This window comes from Aurantiacibacter sp. MUD61 (assembly GCF_027912455.1).
Lineage (GTDB): Bacteria > Pseudomonadota > Alphaproteobacteria > Sphingomonadales > Sphingomonadaceae > Alteraurantiacibacter.
Genome location: NZ_CP115446.1, coordinates 1,490,998 through 1,510,110 on the forward strand (window position 1 = coordinate 1,490,998; position 19,113 = coordinate 1,510,110).

At 60.3% G+C, this 19,113-nt stretch carries 19 protein-coding genes; 14 read left to right on the forward strand and 5 right to left on the reverse strand.

Annotation, left to right across the window (positions count from 1 at the left end; translation table 11 throughout):
* Positions 1–112: 112 nt before the first annotated feature.
* The 6 genes from O2N64_RS07185 (at position 113) to O2N64_RS07210 (ending at position 6,411) form a co-directional block, all read left to right on the forward strand.
* Positions 113–1,996, forward strand: coding sequence for a PHA/PHB synthase family protein (locus O2N64_RS07185; protein WP_271076941.1), 1,884 nt, complete (start codon positions 113–115; stop codon positions 1,994–1,996).
* Positions 1,997–2,134: 138 nt separating this feature from the next.
* Positions 2,135–3,019 carry a phasin family protein gene (locus O2N64_RS07190; protein WP_271076942.1) on the forward strand — a complete coding sequence of 295 codons (885 nt, stop codon included), beginning with the start codon at positions 2,135–2,137 and terminating at the stop codon, positions 3,017–3,019.
* A gap of 200 nt (positions 3,020–3,219) precedes the next feature.
* Positions 3,220–3,609: an ATP-dependent Clp protease adapter ClpS gene (clpS, locus tag O2N64_RS07195; RefSeq protein WP_271076943.1), complete on the forward strand. Its 390-nt coding sequence runs from the start codon at positions 3,220–3,222 to the stop codon at positions 3,607–3,609.
* Between the two features lie 134 nt (positions 3,610–3,743).
* Positions 3,744–4,988, forward strand: a complete 1,245-nt coding sequence (locus tag O2N64_RS07200; protein WP_271079613.1) for an LptF/LptG family permease — start codon at positions 3,744–3,746, stop codon at positions 4,986–4,988.
* Positions 4,978–6,075 carry an LPS export ABC transporter permease LptG gene (lptG, locus tag O2N64_RS07205; RefSeq protein ID WP_271076944.1) on the forward strand — a complete coding sequence of 366 codons (1,098 nt, stop codon included), beginning with the start codon at positions 4,978–4,980 and terminating at the stop codon, positions 6,073–6,075. The genes O2N64_RS07200 and lptG overlap by 11 nt, the downstream gene beginning before the upstream one ends.
* Positions 6,076–6,153: 78 nt before the next feature.
* Positions 6,154–6,411, forward strand: coding sequence for a hypothetical protein (locus tag O2N64_RS07210; RefSeq protein WP_271076945.1), 258 nt, complete (start codon positions 6,154–6,156; stop codon positions 6,409–6,411).
* 89 nt (positions 6,412–6,500) lie between these two features.
* Here O2N64_RS07210 and O2N64_RS07215 read toward each other — a convergent pair whose 3' ends face one another.
* Complete coding sequence (locus tag O2N64_RS07215) at positions 6,501–7,586, reverse strand: fatty acid desaturase family protein (protein ID WP_271076946.1); 1,086 nt, start codon at positions 7,584–7,586, stop codon at positions 6,501–6,503.
* A gap of 151 nt (positions 7,587–7,737) precedes the next feature.
* On the opposite strand from O2N64_RS07215, the gene O2N64_RS07220 reads away from it, so the two are divergent.
* The 3 genes from O2N64_RS07220 to O2N64_RS07230 all read left to right on the forward strand — a co-directional run bounded on the left by O2N64_RS07220 (position 7,738) and on the right by O2N64_RS07230 (position 10,553).
* The gene (locus tag O2N64_RS07220; RefSeq protein WP_271076947.1) at positions 7,738–8,892 is read left to right on the forward strand and encodes an N-acetyltransferase; all 1,155 of its coding nucleotides are present in this window, start codon (positions 7,738–7,740) and stop codon (positions 8,890–8,892) included.
* Positions 8,893–8,974: 82 nt separating this feature from the next.
* A complete protein-coding gene (locus tag O2N64_RS07225) occupies positions 8,975–9,403 on the forward strand; it encodes a response regulator (RefSeq protein ID WP_271076948.1) in 429 nt (142 codons plus the stop codon).
* A 355-nt stretch (positions 9,404–9,758) separates the two neighbouring features.
* Entirely contained in the window at positions 9,759–10,553 is a 795-nt protein-coding gene (locus O2N64_RS07230) for a response regulator (RefSeq protein ID WP_271076949.1), read from the forward strand.
* Here the strand turns inward: O2N64_RS07230 and O2N64_RS07235 are convergent, their stop codons facing one another.
* Complete coding sequence (locus tag O2N64_RS07235; protein WP_271076950.1) at positions 10,554–12,017, reverse strand: MATE family efflux transporter; 1,464 nt, start codon at positions 12,015–12,017, stop codon at positions 10,554–10,556. It lies immediately after the preceding gene.
* Positions 12,018–12,180: 163 nt separating this feature from the next.
* Here O2N64_RS07235 and O2N64_RS07240 point away from each other — a divergent pair, with 163 nt between their 5' ends.
* A complete protein-coding gene (locus O2N64_RS07240; protein ID WP_271079614.1) occupies positions 12,181–12,759 on the forward strand; it encodes a (2Fe-2S)-binding protein in 579 nt (192 codons plus the stop codon).
* Positions 12,760–12,777: 18 nt separating this feature from the next.
* Here the strand turns inward: O2N64_RS07240 and O2N64_RS07245 are convergent, their stop codons facing one another.
* Positions 12,778–15,054 (reverse strand): TonB-dependent receptor, encoded by a 2,277-nt coding sequence (locus O2N64_RS07245; protein ID WP_271076951.1) that lies wholly within the window; start codon positions 15,052–15,054, stop codon positions 12,778–12,780.
* Positions 15,055–15,171: 117 nt separating this feature from the next.
* Here O2N64_RS07245 and arsC point away from each other — a divergent pair, with 117 nt between their 5' ends.
* Positions 15,172–15,513 (forward strand): arsenate reductase (glutaredoxin), encoded by a 342-nt coding sequence (gene arsC / locus O2N64_RS07250; protein WP_271076952.1) that lies wholly within the window; start codon positions 15,172–15,174, stop codon positions 15,511–15,513.
* A 90-nt stretch (positions 15,514–15,603) separates the two neighbouring features.
* Entirely contained in the window at positions 15,604–16,260 is a 657-nt protein-coding gene (locus tag O2N64_RS07255; RefSeq protein WP_271076953.1) for a class I SAM-dependent methyltransferase, read from the forward strand.
* A 6-nt stretch (positions 16,261–16,266) separates the two neighbouring features.
* Here the strand turns inward: O2N64_RS07255 and O2N64_RS07260 are convergent, their stop codons facing one another.
* Positions 16,267–17,100, reverse strand: a complete 834-nt coding sequence (locus O2N64_RS07260) for a glycerophosphoryl diester phosphodiesterase membrane domain-containing protein (protein WP_271076954.1) — start codon at positions 17,098–17,100, stop codon at positions 16,267–16,269.
* A 72-nt stretch (positions 17,101–17,172) separates the two neighbouring features.
* Between O2N64_RS07260 and lipB the strand changes: the two genes are divergently transcribed.
* Together lipB and O2N64_RS07270 are read left to right on the forward strand one after the other, a co-directional pair.
* Entirely contained in the window at positions 17,173–17,856 is a 684-nt protein-coding gene (lipB, locus tag O2N64_RS07265) for a lipoyl(octanoyl) transferase LipB (RefSeq protein WP_271076955.1), read from the forward strand.
* Positions 17,853–18,158, forward strand: coding sequence for a hypothetical protein (locus O2N64_RS07270; RefSeq protein ID WP_271076956.1), 306 nt, complete (start codon positions 17,853–17,855; stop codon positions 18,156–18,158). The genes lipB and O2N64_RS07270 overlap by 4 nt, the downstream gene beginning before the upstream one ends.
* A 2-nt stretch (positions 18,159–18,160) precedes the next feature.
* Here O2N64_RS07270 and O2N64_RS07275 read toward each other — a convergent pair whose 3' ends face one another.
* Entirely contained in the window at positions 18,161–19,051 is an 891-nt protein-coding gene (locus O2N64_RS07275; RefSeq protein ID WP_271076957.1) for an HpcH/HpaI aldolase/citrate lyase family protein, read from the reverse strand.
* Between the last annotated feature and the right edge of the window lie 62 nt (positions 19,052–19,113).

Here is a 19,113-nt window from a genome sequence, read left to right on the forward strand (position 1 = left end):
CGATCAATGACGGAAACACATTGCCGGTGCAACGCGTTCCATAGGGCAGTGTGCCAAATTCGTATGCGCGCACCTTAAACAATTGCTCGGGCGCAGGTATAGGGGCCGAACCATGGCAAAAGACACGACATCAGGCGACACGCCGCCACAGGACGCGGCCGACATCTTCACCGAAATGCTGCGCATTCAGGGCGAGGCGGCGCGCCAGATGATGCAGTCGATCGCTCCGGAGGCAGAGGCGAGCGTGCCCGATCAGAGCGCGATCGACGCGATGGGCGATGCCATGATGGAGTTCCAGAAGACATGGCTGCAGTTCTGCCTGCCCGAAGAACAGCGCCCTGCGCCGATGCTGACCACACCGTCCAACTGGCTCGATGCGATGCGCAATTGGTCCGCCGCCATGCCCATGCTCGATCCGGTGCAGCAGCAGAAGATGTGGGCCGATGGCGTCGAGCTGTGGCAGAGCGTGCTGTCGCAATATTCCGCCAAACCCGATGATGGCGACGCCGCCGATCCGCAGCTTCCCCGCCGTGATCGCCGCTTCGCCGACAAGGCATGGCGAGAGCAGCCGGTGTTCGCCCTGCTGCACCAGACCTATCTGCTGATTGCTGAGCGCCTGCGCGAAAGCGTCGACACTGCCGAAGGGCTGAGCGATGAAGAGCGTAAGGATCTGCGCTTCGCCACGCAAAATGTGCTCGACGCGATGAGCCCGGCCAATTTCCCGCTGATGAATCCGGTCGTGCTCGAACGCACGATGGAAACCGGCGGCGACAATATCATGAAGGGGCTTGAGCGGCTCTCTAGCGACCTTGAGAAGGGGCAGCTCACCCACACCGATACCAGCCAGTTCGAAGTCGGCGGCAATATCGCCGCGACGCCGGGCAAGGTCATTTACGAGACCGAGCTGTTCCAGCTCATCCAGTACACGCCGACCACGCCAGAGTTGATGGAAACGCCGCTGGTGATCTTCCCGCCGTGGATCAACCGCTTCTACATCCTCGATCTCAACGCGAAGAAGAGCTTCGTCAAATGGGCGGTGGATCAGGGCATCACCGTTCTGATGGTGAGCTGGAAGTCGGCTGACGACAGCCTCGCCCATATCGATTGGGACGATTACTTCCTCGCCCAGATGGAAGCGATCGACGTGGTGCGCGACCGGCTGAAAGTGAAAAGCGTCCACGCCATCGGCTATTGCGTCGCGGGCACGACGCTGGCGGGCACGCTGGCGGTGCAGGCGAAGCGCGGCGAAGCGGACAAGGTCAAAAGCGCAACCTTCTTTACCGCCCAGGTCGATTTTACCCATGCGGGCGATCTCAAGCTGTTTGTCGATGACGGGAAGCTCGAATTCATCCGGCAGGCGAGCAAGGGTGGCTATCTCGACGGGCGCTATCTCGCCGCGACCTTCAATATGCTCCGCGGGTCCGACCTGATCTGGAATTACGTGGTCAATCACTATCTGCTGGGAGAAGAATATCCGGCGTTCGACCTGCTCTACTGGAATGGTGACGTCACCAACCTGCCAGCCAAGTGGCACGCGGCCTATCTGCGCGATCTCTACCGTGACAATCTGCTGGTGGAGCCCGGTGCGCTCACCGTCGAGGACACGCCGATTGATCTGACCGAGGTCAAGGTGCCGAGCTATGTGCAGGCAGGCCGCGAGGACCATATCGCTCCCCCCGACAGCGTTTGGAAAATCACCGAGAATTTCAGCGGCCCGATCCGCTTCGTGCTGGCGGGCAGCGGCCACATCGCCGGCGTGGTCAATCCGCCCGATGCGAAGAAATACCAGTATTGGACCAATGAAGGCGAGTTCGACTCGCTGGCAAGTCTCGTCGAAGGCGCGACGGAGCATCCCGGCAGCTGGTGGCCGGACTGGCTGGAATGGCTTCGCGCGCAGGATCCCAAGACCGTAAAAGCGATCGGAGCACGCAAGCCTGGTAGCAAGGCCAATCCTGCGATCGAAGATGCTCCGGGCCGCTATGTAAAAGCGCGTTGACGGAATTAATCGCTTAATTTACAGACAGATGTGCTTATTGTGCACTGCACAAAAAGTCCTTGACTTCGCACCTGCACAAACCTATATTGTGCACTGCAACAAGAGGTCGCAATGGTGCGACCACGAAAGCGAGGACACATGGCCGATTCAGATACCAAAAGTGATGCCAGCGCAGAGAAGGCCTACGCCGCAGCCGCGTCTGAGGTGAAGCCTGCCAAGGGCAAGCTTGTCGAATCGCTCAAGGCTGATGCAGCCGAGAACAAGGATAAGGCGCCCGCTGAAAAGGCTCCCGCCAAGGCGGTAGAAGCCGAAAAGCCTGCTCCGGTGAAGAAGGCCGCTCCTGCCAAGAAACCGGCAGCGAAGAAGGCCCCGGCATCCAAGAGCGCATCGCCGAAGAAAACGCCTGCGAAGGCAGCCGCCAAGAAGAAGGCTGCTCCTACAAAGGCAAAGGCTGCTCCGAAGAAAGCAGCTCCGAAAAAGACCACAGCCCCCAAGAAAACCGCAGCGAAGACCGCAAAGAAAGCGGCACCTGCGACAACCAAACCAACTGTTACAGAACTTAAGGAAACCATCATGGCCACCAAGACCACCGATTACACCGCAGTAATGACCGAAACGATGACCGATGCTGCCAAGGAGATGCAGGATCGCACGCAGGCTGCCTATGAAAAGGGCACCGCTGCAATGACCGAAGCTACCGACTTCGCCAAGGGCAACGTCGAAGCTGTCGTCGAAAGCGGCAAGATCCTCGCAGAAGGCGTGCAGACCATGGGAAAGACCTATGCTGACGAAGCCAAGAGCGCGTACGAAACCATGACTGCAGACCTCAAGGAAATGGCTGCGATCAAGAGCCCGACCGAGCTGTTCCAGCTGCAGGGCAAGATTCTCCGTCGTAACTTTGATGCGATGGTTGCTGCCACCTCCAAGAACACCGACGCAGCAGTGAAGCTGGCCAACGACGCCGCCGCTCCGATTTCGGGCCGCGTGAACGTCGCAGCTGAAAAGCTTTCGAAGGTCGCATAACCTTCCACAATTAGCGTCAGACCGCCATCTCCTCTCTCCCGGCGGTCAGATAACGGGCCGGGCAGCGCAAGCTGTCCGGCCTGATGCTTTTGGTCCCAATGTTTTTCCATTCGTGAACGGCGCGGAAAGCTCGGGCTTCAAGGTATTTGTAAGAGAACCCCTTGAAGCTTGGCCACGCGATGCGATATTCGGCGCTTCCTATGCAAAACCTGCTTTCTTCTACTGATGCCCTCTCATGGGCCGTAACCGCCGCCGGTGAGGATGGCGGGGACGATGGCGATGACGCAGATGGCGAAGGGCAGGTTGGCCTCGCCACCAAAACGCGCGCCAAGCCGAAGAAGCCGAGCCAGTACAAGGTACTGATGCTGAATGACGATTACACGCCGATGGAATTCGTCGTGCTCGTCCTGAAGCGTTTCTTCCGCATGGATCTGGAAGAAGCGACCCGGGTAATGCTGCAGGTCCACCAGCGCGGCGTCGGCGTTTGCGGGATTTTCCCCTACGAAGTGGCCGAGACCAAGGTCAATCAGGTGATGGATTTCGCCCGCGAAAACCAGCACCCGCTGCAATGCACGCTGGAGAAGGCGTAATACCGTAAAGTGTAGGGGCTGACCCGGTTGAAAATTGCCGCTAAGGCGCGGTGACGCACACTTTTGAAACGATCGCCTTGTCCCGCTTTTTAACCGCCACAGACCGATATATCTTCCGGCTCACGATTGTGCCGATGATCGGTATTTTCATTCTCGCTGCCAGCCTGCTGCTGCTCGAGAAGATGCTGCGGTTGTTTGAATTCGTCAGCACCGAAGGCGGCCCCATCGGCATCGTTTTCGAGATGCTGCTCAACGTCATACCCGAATATGCCGGCCTCGCGATTCCGCTGGGGCTGATGCTCGGCGTGCTGTTTGCGTTTCGGAAGCTCGCGCTGTCGAGCGAGCTCGACGTGATGCGCGCGGTCGGCCTTTCCTATACCCGGCTGCTGCGTGTGCCCTACATGCTCACTTTCGGCCTTATGGCGATCAACTTTGCCATCGTCGGCTTCATCCAGCCGCAGGCGCGCTTTGCCTATGAGGAAATGGAATTCGAACTGCGATCGGGCGCGCTGGGCGCATCGATCAAGGTGGGCGAATTCAACACGATCGACAGCCGCATGGCCCTGCGCATCGAGGGCAGCCGCGATGACGGGCGTGAGCTTGAGGGCATTTTCGCCCGTTTTGCCGACGATGAAGGCCAGGTCCTTTCCATCACTGCGCGCGAAGGGCGCTTCCTCGCCAATCGGGAAGATCGCAACACCATCATCCTGCGGCTGGTGGATGGCACGATCATCCACGAAGTGACCGAAGGCTCGCCGCGCGTCCTGAGTTTCAGCCAGCACGATTTGCCGATCGATCTTCCCGCCCTGCAGGAATTTCGCGACCGCGGCGAGGATGAGCGCGAATATGTCATTCCCGAATTGCTCGAAATCGGCTGGAGCCCGCAGAGCAGCTCAATCGAACGCGCCGCCAGCCAGGCCGCTTTCAATTACCGCATGGTGGAAGTGGTCATGATGTTCATGCTGCCATTGCTCGCCGTCGCGCTAGCCATTCCGCCCAAGCGATCGACCAGCGCGCTCGGTATCTTCCTGTCGATCGTGATTGTCGTGTCCTACCACAAGATCAATCAATACGGATCGGAAGTCGCCGCCATCGGCCAGCTCGATCCCTTCCTCGCGCTGTGGGGGCCGTTTGCAGTCCTCGCCGCGTTGATCGGCTGGATGTATTATCAGGTCGCCTTCGTGCCGGGCGGGCAGGCCATCGGCTTCCTCGAAGCCTTCTACGCCAAGGTCGGCCGCTTCATCAGCCGCATCCTCGGCCGCAACCGGCTGAAAGGTGTGGTACCCGAAGGCGAATTCGGCACGGAAGACGACCAGGCGGCGCAGCAAGAGGTGCTTGAAGAAGCGCAGCTGACGAAGGGAGCGGGCCATGCTGCTTGATTTCTTTCCCTCCCGCCAGTTGACGATCTATCTGGCAAAGATGTTCGCGCTTCGCATCATTGCGGTGCTGGCGATGCTCGTGCTGGTGCTGATGATGCTCGATTTGCTCGGCAAGACGGGCGACATTCTCGCTATTGACGGCAATGGTGAGGCGGAACTGTGGAAATACGCTTCGCTGCGCACACCGCAGTTAATCGCGCGTTTCCTGCCCTATTCGGTGCTGCTGGCGACGATCATCACGCTGGCTGGCCTAAACCAGAATTCGGAAGTGATCGCGATGAAGGCCGCAGGGCTCTCCGCGCACCAGATCCTCGCGCCGCTGCTGCTGATGGGCATGATCGTCGCCGTCGTGTCGTTCGCCTTTAACGAGAGGGTCGTTACACGCGCCTCGGCGACGCTCAAGGCGTGGGAAGCGGTAGAATATGCCGCTGTGCCCGATGATCCGGCGGTGCGCAGCAATGTCTATTACAACGACGGCAATGACATACTCATGGCCGCTACCGCCGGGGGGAGGGCGGATGCGACGGTGCTGACAAATGTCACTTTCTACGAGCGCGACGATAACGGCATGATCACCCGCCAGGTGAGCGCGGATCGCGCCACTTTCGCTGGCCCCGGTTGGCGGCTGGAGAACGCCAGCGTGTTCAACGTAGCGACTGCCGATACGGAAGAACTGGGCGAGACCGTGGTCGCGCCGGGCGTCGAGATCGGACAAGTCGAATTGCGCCGCGTCGATCCGGATGCCGAGACTTTGGCAGAGCTTTCGCGCAGCATCGACGCCTTGCAAAGCGCGGGTCGCCGGACCAGCGAGCTTGAAGCGAAATGGTGGCACAAGATATCGGGGCCGCTCTCCGCTGTGCTGATGCCGTTGCTGGGCGCTGTTGCAGGCTTCGGCCTCGCGCGTTCGGGCAATCTCTTTATCCGCGCGGTGATCGGCATGGCGCTGGGCTTTGCCTATTTCGTCGTCGACAATGCAGCGCTCGCGATGGGCAGTTTCGGTGGATACCCGCCGCTTCTCGCCGCCTGGGGGCCGTTCTTCCTCTTCCTGCTGCTGGGTGAGACGGTGCTCGTCCGCACCGAAGAGTGAGCGCAGAGGTTTCCCAATCCGGAACGCGCGGGAAGCAAGACAGTTTGTGATCTAAGCCAACTCGACAGGAGAAATCCCATGAAGACATCAATGCTCGCGATACCTGCCATCGCCCTTTTCGCCCTGACAGCCTGCGAGGCAGAGCCCGAAGAGGCCGACGATCAGGTTGAAGTGATGACCGAAGGCTCGACCGTGATCGAAGGCGAAGTGGACGAGCCGCAGGAAGTCATCCCGCAGACCGCCGAAGCGCCATACGTCGAAGAGGCAATGGATGATGAGCAGGGCCTGCCCGAAGACAACACGGGTGAAATGGGCGGTGACGACAGCGAGATGTAATCGCGCTAGCTCCTCACTAACGGAATACACAAAGGAAAGGGCCGCTCCCATCCGGGGCGGCCCTTTCCTTTTGTGCTCTTGGCTCAGGCTTACGCGCGTCGGCCCATCGTGCTGCGCGCGATCCGGCCGACCAGCGGCCACATGCCCGGGTGGCTCGCCTGATCGAATGTCGATCCCGCGCCCAGATGGGTGCTGATGCGTTTATGCGCTTCATGCAGCGAGTGGTACGGCAGCGACGGCATGAGATGGTGGAGCGCGTGATAGCGCAGGCCCACCGGTGCCCAGATGCCGGCAAGGAAGCGCGGCACATTAACGCTGTCGAGATATTGCGCGGTCACCGTCATCGCCTCGCCATCATTCTCCCACAAATGCGCGACCAGCGTGCGCAACTGGTTGAACACGGCGACAGCGGCAGTGATGCCCGCAGCGATCAGCAGTGGCTGCCAGCCGAGCCAGAACGGCGTGGTCATAAGGAAAATCGCCCAAACGCTTGCGCCCACCTGCTGGAACAGGAACCAGTTGCGCTCCTTTTCCTCAGCCGGGCGGCGACGGAATTCAGGGTTGATCGCCAGCGTCGAAAAGCGCTCCCACGCCACTTTGCGCAAGGGAGGGATGATAAGGCCCAGCGGGGCAAGGACGCCCCAGCGGATCAGCAGGCCGATCGGCGCCAGAGCGGCCACCAGCACGAAGATAGGCAGGCTCCACGGTTTCATCAGGGCGAGCGGCATGTATTCGGGGTCTTCCACCGTGCCATATTGCGTGCGCTTGTGATGGATGCGGTGCGGGCTGTCATACATCAGGCTGGGCGTCAGCATCGGAATGCCGACGATGAGGTTCCATGCCGTGCGAAAGCCGGGAAGGGCATCGCGGTGCAGATGGCTGATTTCGTGGATGAACAGCAGCGCGCGGTAGAGCGCGAACACAGCGACAATCGCGCTGACCCATGCCATCCACGGCGTTTCGAACAAAATCGCTCCCGCCAGCGCGCCATAACCCACTGAAGCGCTGATCAGCATATCGGGCCAGTAAATTTCGGGGCGCGCCTTGTTGATGTCGCGCGTCAGCTCTGCCGCAGCGCGCAGCATCGCCTTGTCATCGGGAATTTGCGAATGCACGCGGCGCCCTCCGGCATCGGGGCCGGATTTCGCGTTCTCGGGAATAGTCGTCGCATCCATTGCGATAAAACTCTCGAATTGTCCTGTTGCAGCGCCCCATGCGCCGGTTTTTCCGCCTTAGCCTATTTGGCAGGCGCTTGACATACCGCCTCAAGCATAAGCAGTGCTGCTGGCTCATGAACAAAACTGGTGAGCAGGCAGGGCGGGCTTCGTGGCAGGCGAAATAGTGATTACCCCGGTTTCGGGCAAGAGTGACCTCAACGCATTTATCGATTGCGCTTATCGACTGAATGCCAATGACCCCAATTGGGTGCCGCCGCTGCGTGCCGATATGGTGGAACTGCTGACGCCGGGAAAGAACCCGTTCCACGAACATGCCAAAGTGCAATTGTTCCTCGCCCGGCGCGGGGGAGAAGTTGTGGGGCGGATTTCCGCGCATTATGATGAGCTGGCGCTCGCCCAGCCGCCCGAGCAGGGCATGGGCCCGGGAACGGGCAATTGGGGCCTGATGGAAGCCGATAGTGAAGAAGTAATGTCCGCCCTGATCGCCCGCGCCGAGGAATGGCTGCGCGAACGGGGCATGACCCGCGTGCTCGCTCCGATCAGCCTCTCCATCTGGGAAGAACCCGGCCTGCTGGTGCAGGGCCACGATCACCCACCGATGCTCCTCATGGGACATCACAATGCCGCCTATCAGGGCTGGGTCGAAGCGCAGGGCTATGAAACCGCCAAGCGGCTCTACACATACGATCTGGATGTCCGCAGCGGGTTTCCAGAACTGATCAAGCGGATCGTCAAATCGGGTGAACGCAGCAGCCGGATCACCGTACGCACGGTCGACAAATCGCGCTTTGCGGAAGAGGCCGCGATTGCCATCGATATCCTCAACGATGCGTGGTCGAAGAACTGGGGTTTCGTCCCATTCACGGAGACAGAGAAGGCCTATGGCGCGAAAAAGCTGAAACCGCTGATCCTCGAAGGCGCGAATATGATTGCGGAGGTGGATGGAGAGCCCGCAGCCTTCATGCTCTCCTGGCCGGACATCAATCAGAAGCTCAAAGATTTCGACGGAAAGCTCTTCCCCTTCAACTGGGCCAAGCTGCTGTGGTGGCTGCGCAATCCCAAGGATGCGGGCTTTCGCGTGCCGCTGATGGGCGTAGTGTCCCAATACCAGAATACACGGCTCGCGAGCCAGCTGGCCTTCATGATGATCGAATATATCCGGCGATATGCGGTCGAAGAGCACGGCGCGTCGCGAGGTGAAGTTGGCTGGATCCTTGAAGACAACAAGGGAATGGTCGCGATCGCCGATGCCATCGAGTCCAAAATCAACCGCGAATACCGCATTTATTCGAAGACGCTGTAATCGCAGCTATTTCGGCGGGAACGCACTGGCGGGTATGCACGTTTGGTCCGGTGAGGCAGCGATGGCGCTGCAGGGATGAAATGTGGCCACCAAATCAGCAGAGACCAAAAGCGCAGGCAAACCGTTCGCCCATGCGCTGATCGTGGAGGATGATGCCATCCTCGCGATGTCGCTGGAAGACGCCTTTCGTCGCAGCGGCACGCACGAAGTTACCGTTGTCTCCACGATGAAGGCGACCATGGAAGCTCTGAACGATGGTGCGAAGCCCGATGTCATCATCCTCGATGTTCACCTGGCCGATCGTGACGACGGCTGGGCTATCGCGGAGCTCGTCAGCCTGCTCGGCGCCAAACTTCCCAAAATCGTCTTCTCCACCGGAGCCCCTCAGGATATTCCCGGCGAGATCGCGGAAATGGGCACGGTCTTTGAAAAGCCTTACGATCCCGATGTGTTGGTCGAGAAATTGACCGCTTCGCGCCGGCTCGGCCCCTTCGCAAAACTGCGCCGTTAAGCGCTCCCTGCCTGTTGCGAGACGTCCGGACAGGGCTCGCATTTTCACGCGCAATTTGTTCAGATCCAAGAAAAAAGGCCTCCGCTCTTTTGAGCGAAGGCCTTTCGGGATCGTATCACTGCCGTTTTGGACGGGAGGGGGGTCTCGGCGGTGATGTAAGGATAATGGCTCGCCTGAAAATCGGTTCCCGCGGTGTGAATTTTTTTTCCAATTTTTTCTCGGCTTCGATTTTGACCGTCCAAATTTGCGCAATTTTCGGTAATTCGAATTCGAATGGAACCGTGTTGGAGAAGGCGCGTTGGACATGAATGCATGTCTGACTGCCGTACCGGCGGTCTGCTGGAGAGGGTACTATATGACTATTGGGGCCGAAGTCGCCGCACATCTTCCATTTCTTCGTCGCTACGCTCGAGCTCTCACGGGTTCGCAATCGACCGGAGACACTTTCGTCAAAGCAACGCTGGAGGCCGCCATCGCTGATGAAGAGCTGGCCTCTTCCCTGCGCGAAGGCCGTGTTGCACTCTATAAGGCGTTCACCAAAATGTGGTCGAGCGCTTACATGGAAGTCGCCGAACAGAATGACGACGTCCAGGGTCATGAGGCTGCCGCCCAGACCCAGCTGAAGCGCATCACGCCGGTCAACCGGCAGGCGCTACTGCTCACCACGGTCGAGAACTTCTCTTCCGCCGAAGCGGGCGAGATCATGGATGTCAGCGAAGACGATGTCGATTCCCTCGTGCGTGAAGCGATCGAGGAAATCGAACGCGAAACCACCACCAATGTGCTGATTATCGAAGATGAGCCGCTGATTTCGATGCAGCTGGAAGATCTGGTCCGCTCGCTTGGCCACGATATCTGCGGCACGGCTGCCACGCGCACCCAGGCGCAGGAAGTGGTGGCAAAGGAACGTCCGGGCCTCGTGCTCGCCGATATCCAGCTTGCCGATGGTTCGTCGGGCATCGATGCGGTCGAGGATATTCTCGAAATCGCGCCGGTGCCGGTGATCTTCATCACCGCCTATCCCGAGCGCTTGCTGACAGGTGACCGGCCGGAGCCGACCTACCTCATCACCAAGCCTTTTGAAGAAAACACCGTGCGCGCGGCGATCAGCCAGGCACTGTTTTTCGGATCGAACAAGCCGCTCGGCTAATCAGGATTTTTCGCCGCTTTCCCTCGCCTTCGCCCGGTGCCACATCACCCACCAGGCGAGGGCGGCGGCAATGATCCCGCCTGAGAGGTTCGCCACCAGCTCTGCGATGTAGATCGCTTCGGTGCCCAGCGCCGCGCGGGCGAACCATGCAAAAGGTATCATCACCAGCAATACGCGGGTGAGCGAGAGGGCAAGCGCGCGGCTGGCCTTGTCGATCGCATTGAGCGCGCCGTTCACGACGATCAGCACGCCGTAACCGGCATAGCCCCACACCGAGATCGCCAAATACTTCACAGTGGCATCGAGCACTTGCGGCTCTTCGCTGAACAGCCCCGCGAACCAGCCGCGCGCGAAATACAGAATGAGGCCTGCAGCAAGCCCATAGCCAAGGCAGAAAAGCCCCGCTTGCCAGAGAGCGCGGCGGGCACGGTCGTACTGGCGCGCGCCCCAGTTCTGGCCGATGATCGCGCCGATGGATCCGGACAGGGCGAGCAGCGGCACCACCGCAAAACTCTGCAAGCGCCCGCCTGCGCCGAAGCCCGCGACTGCGGCCTGGCCTTCGACCGCCAGGAATGAGGTCAGAATGGCAAGGCCAGCGGGATTGATTGAATTGGTGAAAGCGGCAGGACCCGCGACGCGCGATATGGCCGCCAGCTGCTGCTTCCAATTGCAGTGGCGCGTGGTCGATGGCTTGAAGGGGAGATCGTGTCGGCCCAGCAGCCAGAAGGCTGTTACGATGCCGGTGATCCATCCGCCAATCGTGGCATAGGCCGCTCCGGCAATGCCGAAACCGTCCAGCCCGAATGCTCCGGTGATCAGCAGCGGATCGAGTATCCAGTTGGTCACCGAATAGACGACCAGCACTGCTGTATTGCTTTTCGCCGCGCCTTGCCCGCGCAGCACACCGTTCATCCCCATCATGGAGAGCATCAGCGGAAAACCGAGCGCGAAAGGCGCCATATATTCGTCGATCAGCGGCAGTGTTTCGGCATCCGCCTGCATCAACGAAAAGAGCGGTTGGCGCAGCGCAAACAGGGCAAGGCCGATCAGCAGGCCCGCAATCACGCCGACGATAATGCCGACATTGGCACGGGCGTGGGCGCGTTCCTCATCGCCTTCACCCAATGCGCGGCTGACCACGGAATTGATGCCGACCATCATGCCGACGCCAAGACTGGAAAGAGCGGTGGTGACCGGGAAGATGAAGCTGATCGCGGCCAGTTCAGCGCCGCCCAATTGCCCGACGAAATAGGCATCGATCACGCCGACCGACATGATCGCGGCAACGCCCACGATCGCAGGCGCGGTTTGCGCCACGAGATGTCCGGGGATGGATCCGCTGGCGAGCTTCGCGCGCCCGCTCTTGCTGTCTGGCTCGGAATTGTGGGCAGGCGTCGTTTCGGCTTCGGCCATGGTCTTGGGAGAGACTTTCTGCTGGCGGCCGGATTGACCGTGTCGTGGCACTAATCGGCATGACGGTCGCAATCAACCGCGCGGACGATTGGCCCGAAGATTTCGCTTAATCGTGCAGAGCGGCTCTCTCGCACTCGACATTCTATGCATGTCGCGCAAAAGAGTTTCGGGACAGGCCCGCACCGGGCCGCTTGTGGAAGAGGCGACACCAGCAATGCCTGCAATGACCGTCAACGACGCGCCGGTCATGTTCGATATGGACCCTGAGACGCCGCTTCTCTGGGCCCTGCGCGATGCCGCCAATCTCACCGGCACCAAATATGGCTGCGGCGTGGGCGATTGTGGTGCCTGCATGGTGCTGATCGATGGGGAAGCGCTGCGCAGCTGCCTTGTCACCATTGCCGAGGCCGAAGGCCGCACCATCACCACGATCGAAGGGCTAAGCCGCGATCGCTCGCACCCGGTGCAGCAGGCGCTGGTGGCGGAGCAGGCGATCCAGTGCGGTTTCTGCACGCCCGGCATCGTCATGGCGGCGGCATCGCTCCTGCGCCGCAATCCCGATCCGAGCGAAGCGGACATTCGCGAGGCTATTCCAAACCTCTGCCGTTGCGGCGTCTATCCGCGTCTCATCACCGCCGTGCAGCGCGCTGGACGCGTCACAAGGCGGCGTGAAACGATTAGCGCCGCGCCTGCCCCTGGGATTGACCCGGCAGACGCGGCGCGTGCGGTTCCGGCCATGGGCTCCGCTTCGGGGGGTGAAGCGGATGGCGGAACGACAGAGCCCGAGGATTAACCCCGCAGCTCCGGGGGATTAGAACCTTCCGGTAATCGCAAACCGTGCATTGATCGGCGCGCCGACGCTCGCCTGATGCGTGCTGTGCGAATTGGGGAAGTATGTCGTGTCGGTCAGGTTCTCTACATTGACCTGCGCGCGCAGATTGTCGGAGATTTCATAGCTGATCGATGCATCGATGCGGGTGTAGGCGGGCAGCGTAGCGCGCGTCGTGACGCTCGCTCCGCCGCCTGCATCATAGGTCACCGGTCCGTTGGTGATGAAGCTGTCACCCTGATGCGTCAGGCCAATGCCGAAGCCGAGGCGATCCGTCACTTCCACCTGGTTCCAGATGGAGAAGGTGTGTTCGGGCAGCTCACGCGGGCGCAGGCCTTCATTGCCGAAGGCATCCACCTGCGCGCCGTCGAGATAGCTGTAACCGGCAGACATGAACCAACCTTCGGTCACTTCGCCGCGCAATTGCAGCTCTGCGCCCTGAATGGTGGAATCGATCACGTCGAGCGTGGAGGGATCATTGTCATTGGGCTGCGGTGAGCTCTGCTCGATTTCGAAAACGGCTGCCGTCAGGCTGAGGCCATTGTCGAAATCCCATTTCAGCCCGGCTTCGAGGTTCGAATAGGTGTCCGGAGCCAGCGCATCGGCATTGCCGTTGATATTGGCGAACTGTTCGCCAGAGCGAGGCAGGAAGGTTTCCGAATAGCTGGCATAGATGGAGATGTTCTCCATCGGCTTCAGAATGATGCCACCGCGCGGGGAAAATTCCTCGTCCCGGCGCGTGCGGATATCGCCCGCCACCACATTGTTCACCGTGATGTCGAAGCTGTCGTAACGGCCACCCACGACAAGGTGCAGCCAGTCCGTAACCTCGACCTCATCCTGGATGTAGAGCGAGAACACGTCGATGCCGACGCGGGTATCGTCATTGATATCGACCGAGAAATCATTGGTCGTGGTGACGCCTGCGGGATCGGTCGCAAAGCCGATGCCCACACCGCCGCGCAGCGCCAGCGGACGCGCGATTTCGAAGATTTCATTGTCGTCCTGCGTGGTGTCCCAGAACGAATTGAAACGCGCCTGGTCGGAAGACGTATTGATATACTCGCCGCCGAACATCACCGTGTGGTCGATCGTGCCGGTTTCGAACGTGCTGATCAGATTGCCCGACAGGATCAGGTTCTGCCGCTGCGTGTCGTCGACATAACCATCCAGCGTCACGAAATCGGGCGTAAGAAGCTGGTTGTAGTCGGACGCGTAGAAATTCGAATAGACCTTGTCGTAATCGCCGTAGAAGGCGCTGAACACACCCTTCAGATTGTCCGAAAAGCGGTGCTGCAGATTGGCGCGCAAAATATGCGCTTCAAGCTCGTGGAAGTTCAGTTCCGGATCGCCAAAGACGATGTCCTCGAACGCTTCGACCGGGCGACCATCGCTGCCGGTGGGAATGCCGCGATCGATGAAGCGATCGTGATTGGCATATTCGTAAGACAGGTCGAGCAGCGTCGCTTCGCCGAGCTCGATACGCGCGGTCGGGTTGAAGCCGATACGCTCACCATCGTAGAAATCACGGTGGTTGTTGAGATTTTCATAGGCGGCATTGATGCGCAGCGCGGCATTGTCAGCCGCATCGATATTGATATCCACCTGGCCGCTGAATTCGCCGAAGGTGTCGACCGCAATCTGGCCGCCGACGAAGCTATCCCCGATCACGCCCTTCTTGGTGACGCGGTTGAGGATGCCGCCTGTGCCGCCACGGCCGAACAGCAGCGCATTGGGGCCGCGCAGGATTTCGACCTGCTCAAGATTATACAGGCCGCGATAATATTGCACGTCGTCGCGCATGCCATCGATGTAGAAATCGGCGGTCGAGCGAACGCCGCGGAAGACGATCGAATCGCGGTGGCCTTCGCCCTGCGAGTTGACGACGCCGGGGGTGTAATCGACGATCTGGCTGATCGCGGTGAAGCCGCGCACTTCGATCTCTTCGCTGGTCACGATGGAGAGGCTCTGCGGCACGTCGAGGATCGGCGTGGGTGTGCGCAGGGCAGTGATTTGATCGCTATAGAGCACTTCGCCTTCGACGATGATTGGATCACCCATATTCTCTTCCAGCGCTGCACCTTCTTCGGCGGCAGAGCCGGCTTCCTCTGCCGTGTCCGAGAAGGGGATGGGCTCTACATTCGATTGGGCGAAGGCAGGGCTGGCGAAAGCTGCGCTGGCGAGCAGGGCGGCGGTAATACGAATGAAACTTCTCCTACGGGGCGCGAGTCGAGACTCGCTAATGCGAATAATTTGCAAGAACGCCTCTATTGAGAATGATTATCAGTGACAACAGCAAATCTGCACTTGGCCCGATTTTTTTGACGCGCTAGGCCGCGCGGCAACGATTTTGGTCATCGCGAGAGGAACAGGCACATGAAGGCGACAATCTGGCACAACCCCAAATGCGGCACGTCGCGCAACACGCTCGCAATCCTGCAGGAGCGCGGCGTCGATGTGGAAGTGGTGGAATATCTGAAGAATCCGCCCACCCGCGAAAAGCTGGTGCAGCTCTATGCCGACGCCGGACTGGAGCCCTCTGATGCGCTGCGCATTCGCGGGACCGATGCGAAAGAACGCGGATTGACGGAGGCGGATGCGGACACTGTGCTCGATGCCATGGTTGCCGAGCCGATCCTGATCGAACGGCCGCTCGTGGAGACCGAAAAGGGCGTGCGACTGTGCCGACCAAAGGAAACGGTCGAAGAGATTCTCTGACGCTTTTGCCCACACACGCTGCCGCACGCCGCTTGCATTACAAAAGCATGGGTGCAAGGCAGCATAGATGCATCGGGGAATAATCTGATTATGAAGAGCAATGATCTGGCCCGCCAGGGCAAGACCAGCATCCGCACCCGGGTAAAGCGTGCGCTTGGCCCGGCAGGCGTTTTCTTCAAGGGCTTCCTCGAAGAACCGCGCATGGTCGGCTCCGTGATTCCCTCATCGAAGGTGACCATCGATGCGATGCTCGATCCTCTGGATTGGGACAATTGCCAGCTGTTCGTGGAATACGGTCCGGGCGTCGGCACCTTCTGCCCGCATATCCTCGACCGCCTTCCGCGCGGCGGCGAATTGCTGGTGATCGACACCAATCCGCTCTTCATCGACTATCTGCGCAAGACCTTTGGCGACAGCCGCTTCCACGCCGTGCTCGGATCGGCCGAGGATGTGGAGGCTATCGTCAAATCGCTCGGCCACGAATCCGCCGATTACGTGCTGTCGGGCCTACCCTTCTCGACGCTGCCGGACGGGGTGGGAGAAAACATCGCAGCGGCAACCTATCGCGTGCTGCGAGAGGGCGGTGCTTTCCTGACCTACCAGTTCAAGGGCGTGGCGCGCGATTTGACAGCGCGGCATTTCCCGCGCGTTGAAACAGGCTTTGTCTGGCGCAATATCCCGCCCTGCATCCTTGCCTGGGGCTATAAGGATACGAGCGCGAAAGCTGCCGACGCGCCCGCTGAGTAAACTACTTTAAGCGAATGTATCGGTCACAGCGCCGGGTGTGCCGCCCGTCAGCTGGCGATGGACTGCGGCCAGCACCGCCAGGATCACAACCACGCCAATCATATTGATGAGCGCGCCGCCGATTGCGCTGGCGAACAGGCCAACTTCATCCCCGGCAATCGCGAAGATCGTGAAGAACATGCTGGCGATTGCGCTGATCACGATCAGCACCAGGAAGAGCAGCACGAAGAAGGCGAACAGGCGGAAGGAATTGCCCTTCGTGATCTGCCATGACCGGGTTACGGCGGTGATCGGGTTGAGCTGGCGTTCGATCGCTATCACCGGCGAGGTGAGCGAGAGTTTCACCATAACGTAGACCACCAGCACAAAGCCGACGACGCCCATCAAGACAACACCCAAGGTGCCGATCATCGCGCCCAGCACCACAGGGAGGACGAACACGGCTGTCAGCACCACAACGCTGATCAAAGAAACAGCAATGTAGGTCAGCAGGCCTTTCGCGCCGAAGCCGAGCGCCTCGCCCACGGTAGGGCGGCTGCTGTCCGTGAACAGCGCCAGTAGGCCGAGCGTGCCGATGGCCTGCATGATGATGAGCGGAATGAACATCCACCAGATGCTGGCATACATATCCAGCATCATGTCGCTCATCGCCTGCAAGTCCTGCGGACTGCCCGATGCTGCCATCGCCTGCAATTCCGCCGATTGCGGCATCATCACGGTGGCAATCGCATTGGGCAGGAAGAAGAACACGCCGGCCACGATGGCAACGACATCCTTGTTTGCGGTCAGGATGGCCACGGCCTCGTTCCAGGCCTGCCCCATATCCAGCTTGATCGGCATGCGATGTCCTTAAAATTGCGATTGCAGGCTTGATAAGCTGCACAAGGGTCGCCACGCAACAGCCACAAGATCATGACGCACGCGATTCCCACGAAAAGTCACGCCGATATCGAATGGCGCCGCTCTGCCGGGCAGGTACCCTATCGCGCGGCGCTGGACGAGCAGGAATTGCGCAATGGCGCGATTGCCAAAGGCGAAGCGGCACAGCTGATCTGGATGCTGGAACATCCGCCCGTCTACACCGGCGGAACCAGCGCCGACACGTCAGAACTGGTCGATCCGCGTTTCGATGTGGTCCAGACCGGGCGCGGCGGGCGCTATACCTATCACGGACCGGGCCAGCGGGTGACCTATGTGCTCCTCGACCTGACCCGCCGCAGCCGCGACGTGCGCAATTTCGTCCATTCCATGGAGGATTGGGTGATCGGCGCGCTCGGCGATTTCGGCGTAGAGGCATGGTCCGTATGCGACCGGGTGGGCATCTGGACGCACGGCAAGGACGGGCAAGAAGCCAAGATCGGTGCAATCGGCGTGCGCGTGCGGCGCTGGGTCACGATGCATGGCTTTGCCGTCAATCTCGATCCCGATCTCACCCATTTTTCCGGGATAGTTCCCTGCGGCATCGCCGATTTTGGCGTGACCAGCCTTGCCGATCTGGGGATTTCGGTTACCGCAGAGCAATGGGACGAGGCACTGCTCGCACGTGCGGACAGCTTCCTCGCCGCGCTTGAGAGTTCGGAGACACAAACGGCATGAAACACGCCTGGACCGCTTTTCCCGCGCTGATGCTGCTTGCCGCGTGCAATGGCGATCAAGCGCCAGCCGACGACGATACGCGCGAAGCCAGCGGCGAAGTGCTCGAAGGCACGATCAGCGACGATATGATCCCGATCGATCAATTGCGCTCCCAGCCCCCGCTCGCAGAGCCTGACCCGGAAGAGGGCGGAAGCGGCAGCGGATCAGGCAATGCCAGCGCGAGTGAGGATGGCGTCGCGGACGAGGCGGAAGAGCCCGCAGCGGCAGAGCCCGAGCCTGCCGCAGAGCCGACCGAAGAATAAGCCTAGCTGACGCTGGCGAGCAGCTTGCGCGCCTGATCGAGATGCGGCTGGTCGATCATCCGCCCATCCAGTTGCAGCGCGCCCACGCCGGGATTCTCGGCAAACAGATCCACAATCGCGCGCGCCTCGGCCAATTCGTCTTCGCTTGGAGTGAAGGCTTCGTTGATGATCGGCACCTGCGCGGGGTGGATCGCCATCATGCCGGAAAACCCGTCCTGATAGCTTTCCCGTGCGACCTTTCGTAAGCCCTCCTCATCGCGAAAATCGGCATGCAGCGTATCGATTGCGGCGACGCCTGCCGCGTGGGAAGCGAGCAGCACCTGCGCGCGGACCATGCGGAAGAGGTCGGTCCACACGCCGCGATCATCGCGCTTGCGGCTCGCGCCGATGGCGGCGGAAAGGTCTTCGGCGCCCCATGTAAGGCCGGCAAGGCGAGGCACTTCGGAATCGGCGCGGCCATAATCGGCGATGCAATTGGCCGATTGCGGCGTTTCGCTGACCAGCGGCAGCAGCCGTGTGCTGCCCGGCGCAATGCCATTGCGCGGCTCCATTTCGTAAAGAACTGTGATCAGGCGGCGCAGCTGTTCAGGGCCAGCGGCTTTGGGGACCATGATGCCATCGGGTTTGCCCGGCAGCACGCTTTCGACATCGTATTGCCACAGCGTGGAATCGAGCGGATTGATGCGCACCCAGAGCTGCGTCCCTTCGGTCGCCTCCGGATTGGCGCGCTGTTCTTCCAGCCAGCTGCGAGTGGTCTCGCGCGCGATCTCTTTCGCCTGCGGCGCGACCGCATCTTCCAGATCGAGGATGATCACATCAGCCCCGATGGACGGCGCCTTTGCCAGTTTGCGTTCGCTGTCACCCGGAACGAACATCCAGCTTCTGATCGGCAATGCACTTCTCCGTTACGTGTCTGCGATTTCCTATAGCCAAGACAGCGCGCGGCGCTAGACCG